Origin of the sequence: Streptomyces sp. NPDC050743, assembly GCF_044456925.1 — a bacterium.
GTDB lineage: Bacteria > Actinomycetota > Actinomycetes > Streptomycetales > Streptomycetaceae > Streptomyces.
Map to the genome: position 1 here is coordinate 1 of NZ_JBITGJ010000186.1, position 8,851 is coordinate 8,851.

At 69.7% G+C, this 8,851-nt stretch carries 7 protein-coding genes and 4 pseudogenes; 1 reads left to right on the forward strand and 10 read right to left on the reverse strand.

Annotation, left to right across the window (positions count from 1 at the left end; all coding sequences use genetic code 11):
- Positions 1-366: 366 nt before the first annotated feature.
- The 9 genes and pseudogenes from ACIBJF_RS50150 to ACIBJF_RS50190 form a co-directional block, all read right to left on the reverse strand.
- Positions 367-513: pseudogene (locus ACIBJF_RS50150) on the reverse strand (transposase); the annotation flags it as partial.
- 121 nt (positions 514-634) lie between these two features.
- Complete coding sequence (locus tag ACIBJF_RS50155) at positions 635-2,074, reverse strand: DUF2786 domain-containing protein (RefSeq protein WP_399184576.1); 1,440 nt, start codon at positions 2,072-2,074, stop codon at positions 635-637.
- Positions 2,075-2,172: 98 nt separating this feature from the next.
- Positions 2,173-2,385: a hypothetical protein gene (locus ACIBJF_RS50160; protein ID WP_399184582.1), complete on the reverse strand. Its 213-nt coding sequence runs from the start codon at positions 2,383-2,385 to the stop codon at positions 2,173-2,175.
- 54 nt (positions 2,386-2,439) lie between these two features.
- Positions 2,440-2,592 carry a hypothetical protein gene (locus tag ACIBJF_RS50165; RefSeq protein WP_399184577.1) on the reverse strand — a complete coding sequence of 51 codons (153 nt, stop codon included), beginning with the start codon at positions 2,590-2,592 and terminating at the stop codon, positions 2,440-2,442.
- A 97-nt stretch (positions 2,593-2,689) separates the two neighbouring features.
- Positions 2,690-4,252, reverse strand: a complete 1,563-nt coding sequence (locus tag ACIBJF_RS50170; RefSeq protein ID WP_399184578.1) for a hypothetical protein — start codon at positions 4,250-4,252, stop codon at positions 2,690-2,692.
- Positions 4,253-4,759: 507 nt separating this feature from the next.
- On the reverse strand, positions 4,760-4,915 hold the full coding sequence (locus ACIBJF_RS50175) for a hypothetical protein (RefSeq protein ID WP_399184579.1): 156 nt from the start codon (positions 4,913-4,915) through the stop codon (positions 4,760-4,762).
- A 566-nt stretch (positions 4,916-5,481) separates the two neighbouring features.
- Positions 5,482-6,564 (reverse strand): hypothetical protein, encoded by a 1,083-nt coding sequence (locus ACIBJF_RS50180; RefSeq protein ID WP_399184580.1) that lies wholly within the window; start codon positions 6,562-6,564, stop codon positions 5,482-5,484.
- Positions 6,565-6,582: 18 nt separating this feature from the next.
- The gene (locus ACIBJF_RS50185; RefSeq protein WP_399184581.1) at positions 6,583-6,981 is read right to left on the reverse strand and encodes a hypothetical protein; all 399 of its coding nucleotides are present in this window, start codon (positions 6,979-6,981) and stop codon (positions 6,583-6,585) included.
- A gap of 12 nt (positions 6,982-6,993) precedes the next feature.
- A pseudogene (locus tag ACIBJF_RS50190) lies at positions 6,994-7,275 on the reverse strand (hypothetical protein); the annotation flags it as partial.
- A 128-nt stretch (positions 7,276-7,403) separates the two neighbouring features.
- Between ACIBJF_RS50190 and ACIBJF_RS50195 the strand changes: the two are divergent.
- Positions 7,404-7,826: pseudogene (locus tag ACIBJF_RS50195) on the forward strand (integrase); the annotation flags it as partial.
- 38 nt (positions 7,827-7,864) lie between these two features.
- On the opposite strand, the pseudogene ACIBJF_RS50200 reads toward ACIBJF_RS50195, so the two are convergent.
- Positions 7,865-8,761, reverse strand: a pseudogene (locus tag ACIBJF_RS50200) (IS3 family transposase); the annotation flags it as partial.
- Positions 8,762-8,851 lie beyond the last annotated feature (90 nt).

Below are 8,851 nucleotides of genomic sequence, written 5' to 3' on the forward strand. Positions count from 1 at the left end.
TGGCCCATCGCGCGGCATCCGGCGCGACCGCCTTGGCGGCCTCATCCACGAGTACGCGCAGGTCGCATAGGGTGACGGGATTGTCGGCACGCACAGGCGTCACTATTAGCTACGAACACGCAACGAGGACCGCGACCGTAAGGTCGAGGCCCTCGATTCCGTATCGTCAAGCGTTGTGTCCGAGGGGCGAGTTGACCACTGACGATACGCTCCTGGTCGCGCGAGGACGACTCTGGTAACAGGGCACCGCCCACAGCTCGGATCGGACGCCGCCAAGCCGTGGCGGCACTCATCAACGAGTACCACCGCACAGCCTGACGGAAGGACAAAGCCGCAGCTCATAGCCTGCGAAGCCTTTTTGAAGCACTACGGGGCCTTGGCGAGGAGTTCGCGGCCCATGTAGCGGCCGGCCTCGGTCCATTCGTCGTTCTGCTCGGCCAGGACCAGCCAGATCAGGGCGGTGCGGTCGGGGAAGATACCGACCACGTCGGTGCGACGGCGGATCTCCTTGCTACGAGCAGTTCGGCGTCCCTCGCGGTCTCGCAGCGCGCCAGCAACAGGAGATGGTCGATCCACTCGCGCCTGCTCACTGGGCGCGCCGCCGAACCCGGCAGTGCATGGCGCAGGGTCTTGGTCAGCGGGAGGGCAAGGCCCCGCTGTCGCTGCCGAGGCTCGCGCGGTCTGCTGCCGCGCGACCGCTCGTCCAGCCTTCCCAGTCGCTGATGCCCGAGGACCGGGAGTAGGAGATCTGAGGGAAGATCCGTTCGGTCTCCTCCTCGACCGCCCGGTGGCGGGCGGCGAGGACGGGCAGCACCCCGGGCGTACCCGCACCCGCCCGCGCCGACGCTCCCGGGACACCCGACGCGGCCACCGCCTCGTCAGTGGCCTGTGCGGTCGCCTCGGTGAGCCGCTCGCCGATCCTGGTCGCGTACGAGGTCAAAAACGACTGACGGAAGGACCGGGTACGACTGCCACCGCCCACATGCGTGCGTCCGCCCTCGGCCTGGAGGGCCGCGGCCACCTGGACCAGCAGCGAGGTGTACAGCAGCTCCACCGAGTCCAGGTCCGCCTCAAAGCCGATGACCGTGGCGAAGCCGAGGTTCTTCGACCACACCGAGCGGCAGCGATTGGCTTGGGCCACCACCTCGAGCAGGATCGCCTTGGGCTGTTCGTACGGGTTCTCCACCCCCACCCGGATACCGGCCGGCGTGTCCCGGCTTCCACCGCGCGCGGCCAACAGGGCCTCGCTGATGCTGTGCTCGGACATCAGCTGCTGGGCCTTGGCGGTGAGCGCCTCGGCCTCCTCGGGGAACTCGGTCGACTCGGCCTTCGTCAGAAGGGCGCGAATACGCCCCAGCATCCGCGCCGCCTCAGGAGACGCGGGCCGGGCCGCCGCAGCGGTCGAGGAGGCGTTCGGCGGCAGGCACAGAAGCTCGAGAGCAGGCAGCCAGGACAGCAGCCGCAGCAGCTCCATCAGGCAGCGCGCGACATCGAGATGGTCCACCTTCTCACGAAGGGCCGCGCCGGGCAGCCACTGTTCGTCGGACTCCCACCACACACGCGCCTCGAGCTCGTTCAGCTGCGCCGCCCAACGGTGGTCAAGCCCCCGGGCCGCGTACCGCCGCGCCTCGGCGGCGATCAGGTCCACCGCCAGGCGGCCATGGCGGGGCTTCAGCTCCTTGCGTACGACCCGTACGACGTCAGCCGGCTGCCAGCCGGCGCGCCACAGCGCACCGAAGAGCCGGTCGGTCATTGCGAGCACGGCCCGACTGAGAGCCGGCCTGCGCCACTCGGCGGAGGCGAGCCAGGACGCAGCGGCGGCGATCTCCCGCTCGGCGTGTTCCTCAGGCACCTCGATCACCTCGTGGACCGCCCGCTCCAGCTCATCGGCGAGTGAGGGCGCGCGCGGCGGCGGCACAAAAGCGAACGGCCCGTCCTGCGCACCGCCGCCGAAGGTGCCGCCGAATCCGAAGGCCGCCCCGGAGCGCGTCGACTGCCGCCGCTCCTGCCCCCGTGCCTGCTGGCGGCGCTGCTTCTGCTTCGCCTTGCGTCGTTCCTGGTTGCGCTTGCCCATCGGTGCTGTCGCCTTCCTGCCCGCGCCGTGTGGTCCCTCCAGTCTGGCAGGCGGCCGCACCACGCCGGCCGCCAGCGGCCCGGGCACGCTCTTCTCTGTCACAGAGCCGCGAGAGACTCCACGTAACCCGTCCTGTCTGAGGCTGCCGCCAGGTACACGCCTGACGGTTCGGGTACGCGGTCGGCTCCCGGTCCCGCTCCCGGGTGGGCCAGGGTGCCGTAGCGGGTGCCCGTGATGGCGAATTCGTGCATGTGGTAGTTCTGCCAGCCCATGGCGGCCCGCAGCACGCCGTGAAGCCGGTCCAGGCGGATGCCGGCGGGACCAGGAGTCGTCGCCGCACCGGGGGCTGATCCACGTTCGCGAGCTCAGCCGTACTCATGGGAGAAGAAGGACTCCAGCCGGCCCGAGACGGTGATGGCGTGGCCGATCCGGGGCAGGGCGTCGAAGAACGCGCAGCTCAGCGCTTCGGGGTCCTTCAGGAGTCCGGGAACGGGGCCCGGCCGCTGCCCGCCAGTCATCCTCGCTGAAACCCACAGCGTTCATTCAAGCCGACCGGCGACGCCGAACGTTCGCCGAGGGCATGGCCGTTCCGGCCTTCCCTACGCCGGTCAGGCCCTACAGGGCGGCGAGAGAGTCCAGATACTCCTTGGGGTCGAAACCGACCCCGCCCGTACCCACGGGAAGCTCGCGCGCATGCGGGCGGAGCGCCCCCGCGAGGAGCTCCAGGACCCGCTCCCGGGACAGGCCGCGCGCCCGCAGCCGCTGGGCGCTCTCCCACACCTCCCGAGGCTGATCGGCCCAGAGCTGTTCGACGACATGGACGTGGTACGGGTACTCCGCCGGGTCGAGCCCGCGGGCCAGCAACTCGCACAGCACAATCGCCTCCCGGTCCTTGGGAACGTCGGGCCGCAGCGCGTTCAGCCTCACGACGAGTTCCGGCGGAGTGCCCGGCTCGACGAGCCGCTCGCCGGGATATGGCACAGCGAAGCTCCGCCGCTCCAGGACCGCCTGGAGGACGTCGCCGTCGTGACCGTTCTCCTCCACGTCCGCGATGTAGGGGCGCGCGGGGTTGTGGGACGCTCGGGCGCGCTTGGGCAGCTTGGCCGCCAGCTTACGTACCTGCCGGGCCACCGCTTTGCGTTCCCCCGCGGGCAGATGCCTCTCCCCCAGCCACCCGAACCACGCCTCCACCGCGGCGGGCAGCTCCTTGAGCAGGGCGTCAGGGGCGAACAGGGAGGCGGGGAGCAGCTCGCCCAGCAGACGGTCCAGGGCCCTGGGGCCGATACGGCGCGGGTCGCGGCCCATGAAGTCGGCGCTGAGCCGCATCAGGTTGAGAGGCAAAATGCGAGCAGCGTGGGTGGTGAGCCGCGCGCCCTCGGGGGAGGCCAGGAACTGCGCGTGCAGCTCCTCGGCATCCTGCGCCCGCCACGACAGAGCCGAGGACCGGTGTGCGGCCAAGGTGCCGGCGGCGAGGACATCGGGGGCGGCGTCGGCCCGGAGCGCGGCCCCTCGCTGCACGGTGAGAGTGAGGGTCTCGAAGAAGTCCCGGTCGGGCCAGCCGTCCCCAGTCTCGGGCGGCCCGTGCCGGTGCTCCAGAAAGGCCAGAGCTGCGTCTCGCAGCGCGTCATGTGCCTCGCGGGCCGGGATCACCTCCAGGGCGACCCCCTCCTTACGGGCCTGCCTACCGAGTTCTTCGCACACCTCGTCCAGGCGGTCCTCGGTAACGAGGGCCGAGGACCACAGCGCCCCGTGCCAGCTGTGGTCACGGGTGACGTACAGGGCGTGCTCGGGGCCGTCCTCGTCGTACCGGTAGGTGACGAGGAGGTACTCGACCTCCCCGAACCGGTCAGTCCACCGTCTGCACGTACCGGGGGTGACCTGCCCGACGGAGGGCAGCCAGGCGGGCAGCCGCCAGTCTGCCCCGGCCGGCACCCGGTCCGCGGCGGCCCGGGCCGCCGCGGCGATCATCGCCGGGCCGATCGCCGCGAGCGCGCGCAGCAGGGCGTACTGCTCGGGCCCGCCCGTACGTTCCAGCACGTCGACGAAGTCGAGCAGTACGTCGGACAGGACCGCCGTGTCAGGCATCCGGTGCTGGAACTGCCCGATCACTCCGCTGACGAAGCTCTCGGCGTGCAGCGCGTCCGGCAGCTGCGCGAAGGAGCCGCACTTCTCCGCCATCGTGGCCAGCGCGGGGGCCAGGGCCGGTACGCGCGGCGCGGACCGCGCGACGGCCGCCCGCGCCCGACGGGCGGGATTCCCGCTGCGGCAGGCAGCGCGAGGAGAGGAGGACGTGGATCGAGCACGGCGGCTTTTCCTGGAACTCACCCGGACAGCGTAAGCGCCCCGGGAGCGCCCCGGCCCGGACGCGACGCCACGGCGGCCTTCGCTCCCCTCCCCTGTGACTACCGTTCCGCCACCGGGAGTTCGGACTCGGCCCAGACGGTCTTGCCCGGGACGCCGACCCGTAGGAAGTATCAGCGGTGGCCGACCGGGCCACGAACTGCCAGTTGCGGCCCGCGTCGGCGCTTGCATCCAGGAGCGCGGCGGCCGGAAGGCGTTCAGTACGGGCGTCGGCGGCCTCCACCCGTACGGCCCTGGCATCGCCGGTCAGCCGAAGCCGGAAGCCCCGGCCGGGCGCATACCCGTGCCGCACCGCACCGGCGGTGGGTTCGGCGACGAGCCGCGTCACAGTCTCGCTGACAGCCGAGTCGTACCCGTGCCCCACTCCTCGAAGCCCTCGCTGTCGTACGCGCTCTGATCCGACGAGAGCACCGGCTCGACCGCCTCCCGCCTGAAGATCACCCGCACCCAGCAAGGATCCAGCGTCCGGATTCCGGACACGCCGCAACGATACCAACGCCAACCCCCCGACCCGCACAGTCGCTCCTGATAAAACGTCAGATCATCCCGCGGGATTCAGCATGCGCGGCACGGATGTCCTTCCACCGCGAGTGACCGGTCACGGCGCACCCTCCCCCCGGTACGGATCTTCACGTAGTCCGCATACCGCTGCTCGGCCAGCGGAATCGCCTCCGCATACCACTCGGTCCAGCGGTTCCGCTCATCCCCCGCTGCCAGCAGAACGCTCGATCGCCACGGGTCGAAGGCGAACAGAATCCGCAGCCCAGAGGGGTGATCGCCGGGCCGGCGTGTCAGACACCCCGTGTCGTTTGGTGTCAAGCGGCATGGGGTGTCTGACTACCGGAGGATGCGGAAGGATCCATCCGGTCGGGCGTGGGGACCTCCGCAGTCGGGCGAGCGTAGCGGTCCTGTATCCGGTGGCTGCGCGGGGCCAGGCGCCGACAGTCCAGTCAGCTCAGGCGGCCCGGAGTGGTCCGGGCACGGAAGCCTCCCCGGATCAAGATTGCGTGGAGGCGTCGCCGGGAACCCCACCCGGAACGCGGGCTTTAGGAGCGGGACACGGTGATGCGGAGGCGCTCACGGACGCCCCGCGCGCGCTCTGGCACATCGGCACCGATCTCGGCCGCCAGCTCGTGGAGCGTGTCCAGGCCCGGGAGGTCGTTCAGCCCCTGCGTCACCAGTGCCCGCGCCTGCCCGAGGTCGCCGCGTGCGAGCGCGAGCCTGGCCCGGAACAGCAGCAGGTAGCCGCCGTCCAACGCCGGGTGGACGGCAATCTTGTCGAGCAGATGGCCGGCATCGTAGTCCGGCAGCCGCTCCAGCAGCATGCCGTGCCAGTCCAGCAGATCGTCGGCACGGCGCTTGCCCTCGTAGGCGGCGCCCGAGTAGCCGAAGCCGCGACGATCCGTCGCCCCCTGCTGCGCCTGAGCAACACGGTCGAGGGCATCCACATACTGCTCTGCACATGCCACCCATGCGTCGGGAGCCGGGAGCAGTCGTTCGAGGACGACGGCCAGCTGCGTCTCCTGTTCCGGTACTTGGCCGAAGCCCCGGAGCGTCCATCCGTAGCGCGACTCCCAGCGGACCAGTTGCGGCATGGCCCGCTGCGCGAACTCGACCTGGCCGTGACGCTGCAGCATCGTGGCCCACAGCGCGGCGACGGCATCCGAGGCGACGAACTTCGCGGCTTCCATCGGATCATCGGAACGGAAGCACTGGTAGGCCTTGCAGTAGCAGGCCAGGTCGACGATCGCGGTCACCGCATCCTCACCCGGACGCGGATCGTCGGCCGCGAGCGCCTCACGGGCCGCCTCGGCATGGCGTCGGAATGTGAACCGCCAGCGGGACCGCTCGGCGGGGCTCACCTTGCGGTCACCAGCGAGGTAGGAACCGGCACGGGCCAGGCCTACGAACTCCTGTACGTGTGCCAACACCTGCTGCGGGTCCACCGGCGCGCTCTTTGCGCGAGGCCTGGGCACGCTCACCGCGGGCGCCATCTCCGCCTCGATCCGCTCCCGCACGGGCGCGGCACCGCGCCAGTACAGGTTCCACAGCGCCTTCTTCAACCGCTCCTCGTCGAGGCCGGCCAACTGGGCGAAGAATTCCTCGCGGTTCATGCGGTTCGCTGCCATGGGCCGGGAGAATACCGTTCATCGCGCGGTCACGGTCGCGGTCGGGTCCCGGCGGTGCAATAGCGGGCTGACGACGTTCCGTGCGGGGACCGGCGGCACGGGCGGCTCTCGCGACCCTCGGAGAACCTGCACGTCACAGGTTATGGATGAGGTTTTCGGCACCCGCACCACCTGGTCGTAGGTGGTCTGGGTGTAGACGTTCGGGTCGTTGCAACGCGCGTCGTTCGGGTCGTAGGGCGGGTACTTCTTGACCGGGCGGTTCAGCGCGTCGTAGTCGGTGCGCTGGGTGAACGCGGTCGTCGAGCCCGCGGCGACCGCCCTCGGGGTGATCACCTTGGTGGTGTTGCCGACCTGGTCGTACTCGTACTGGGTCGTGTCGTAGGTGATCGGCGCGGTGCCGTCGTGCGGGACCTTCACCTGGGTGGTCTTGCCGCGCTCGTCGTAGGTGATGAGCGTGGTGTTGTTGGCCGCGTCCGTGGCCGACGTGACCAGGCCGTCCTTGTCGTAGGCCTTCTTCGTCGTCTTCCCCGCCGCGTCCGTGACCTGTGTGACGCGGTGGTCCAGGTCGTAGGCCGTCTTCGAGGTGTAGTCGCCCGTGTCGGTTGTGGCGTTCTTGATCGGGTCGATGACCGTGACGACGTTGCCGACGTCGTCGTACTCGTAACTGATCGTGTCGCTGTCGGCGTTGACGACCGAGGTGAGCTGGTTGATCGCGTCGTAGTTGTTCGTGGTGACGTTGCGCCGCTAAAACATCCGCCCAGGTCCCGGCCTTGATCATCGAACTCCAGCTGTGCCACCGCCTTCACCTGCAGAGGTAACCGGCGGCATCACGATCTGTCGTGCTACTGCGCCTGGCCTACCTCGCCGCGACCAACACCTTCGCGTTCCTGCGCCTGCTGCCGATGAACGATAGAGACAAGGACATCGAGCTCCTTGCGCTCCGGCACCAACTGCTGGTCCTGCAGCGCCAGGTCGGCAAGCCCGCCCTTACGGACACCGACCGCGCGATCCTCGCCGGCCTGCTCCATCACCTCCAGATGGACAAGCTGCGCCAGGTCCTGCTGCCGGTACCCCCGGACACGATCATGCGGTGGCACCGCAACCTGCTCAAGCGACGCCACGCTGCAACCTGCGTGCCGAAGCGTCGCGGACGCCCACCCACCGTCCGCTCGATCCGCGCCCTGGTCCTCCGCCTCGCCCGAGAGAACAGGTCTTGGGGGCATCGACGTATCCACGGTGAACCCGCGGCGCTCGGCATCAAGGGGGGTTCCCCCCGAGAAGTAGACACCGGTTTGTATGCTTATGCGGCAAGTGTGAGTGTAGCTGAGTGTCGGGCCTCGTAGGCGACGGGGCTGAGCTGGCCGTTCTTCTTGTGTCTGCGGCGGGTGTTGTAGCGCGTGAGCCAGCGGAACACGGACAGCCGGCAGGCGCGGGCGCCGTCCCAGCGGCGGGCGCCTTGCAGTGTTTCGCGTTTCAGGGATGCGTGGAAGCTCTCGCAGGCGGCGTTGTCCGCGCTGGTGCCGACGGCGCCCATGGACTGGGTGACGCCCAACTCCTTGCACAGGCCGGCGAATTCCTTCGACGTGTACTGGGCTCCGTGATCGCTGTGGAAGATCGCCCCGTCCAGGCTGCCGCGGGTCGCGGCGGCCATCCGCAGCGCGTCGGCGACCAGTTCGGTGCGCATGTGGTCGGCGATGGAGTAGCCGACCACCCGGCGGCTGAAGCAATCCAGCACGGTGGCGAGATAGAGGAACTCGCCGTCGCCGACGGGCAGATAGGTTATGTCGCCCATGTACTTCGCACCCGGCTCGGCGGCGGTGAAGTCCCGGCCGAACAGGTCCGGCACCACCTGGTTCGCCGGCTCGGGCACGGTGGTGCGGACTTTCTTGCGCAGGTGCACCCCGACGATGTTGAACTTGCGCATGACGCGGGCCACCTTCTTCTCGTTGATCTCCATGCCGTGCGTGTCCCGCAGCTCGGCGGTGACGCGCGGGGAGCCGTAGGTGCCGTCGGAGTCGTCGTGCACGGCCTTGATCTTCGTCGCCAGGGCCGCCTCGGTCCGCTCCCGCGCGGCGCGGGCCTCGCGGCCCGCCCGCCACTTGTAGAAGCTGGAGCGGTGCACGTCGAGCACCTGGCACAGCCGCTTGACCGGGTAGGTCTCGCAGTGGTCCTCGATGAACTGGCAGCGGCCTAGGAGCCGTAAATTAACTACTGCCGGTCTTGATCTTGCTGTCGTACTCGTCGATCACGTGTTGCAGGGCTTCGAGTGAGCGCGGCGGGTGGGTCC

What these genes read in the sequence shown, in the direction of transcription:
- ACIBJF_RS50180 (WP_399184580.1), bottom strand. Translation starts at nt 6,564, where the DNA reads ATGGCAGCGAACCGCATGAACCGCGAGGAATTCTTCGCCCAGTTGGCC.
- ACIBJF_RS50165 (WP_399184577.1), bottom strand. Translation starts at nt 2,592, where the DNA reads ATGACTGGCGGGCAGCGGCCGGGCCCCGTTCCCGGACTCCTGAAGGAC.
- ACIBJF_RS50155 (WP_399184576.1), bottom strand. Translation starts at nt 2,074, where the DNA reads ATGGGCAAGCGCAACCAGGAACGACGCAAGGCGAAGCAGAAGCAGCGC.
- ACIBJF_RS50170 (WP_399184578.1), bottom strand. Translation starts at nt 4,252, where the DNA reads ATGGCGGAGAAGTGCGGCTCCTTCGCGCAGCTGCCGGACGCGCTGCAC.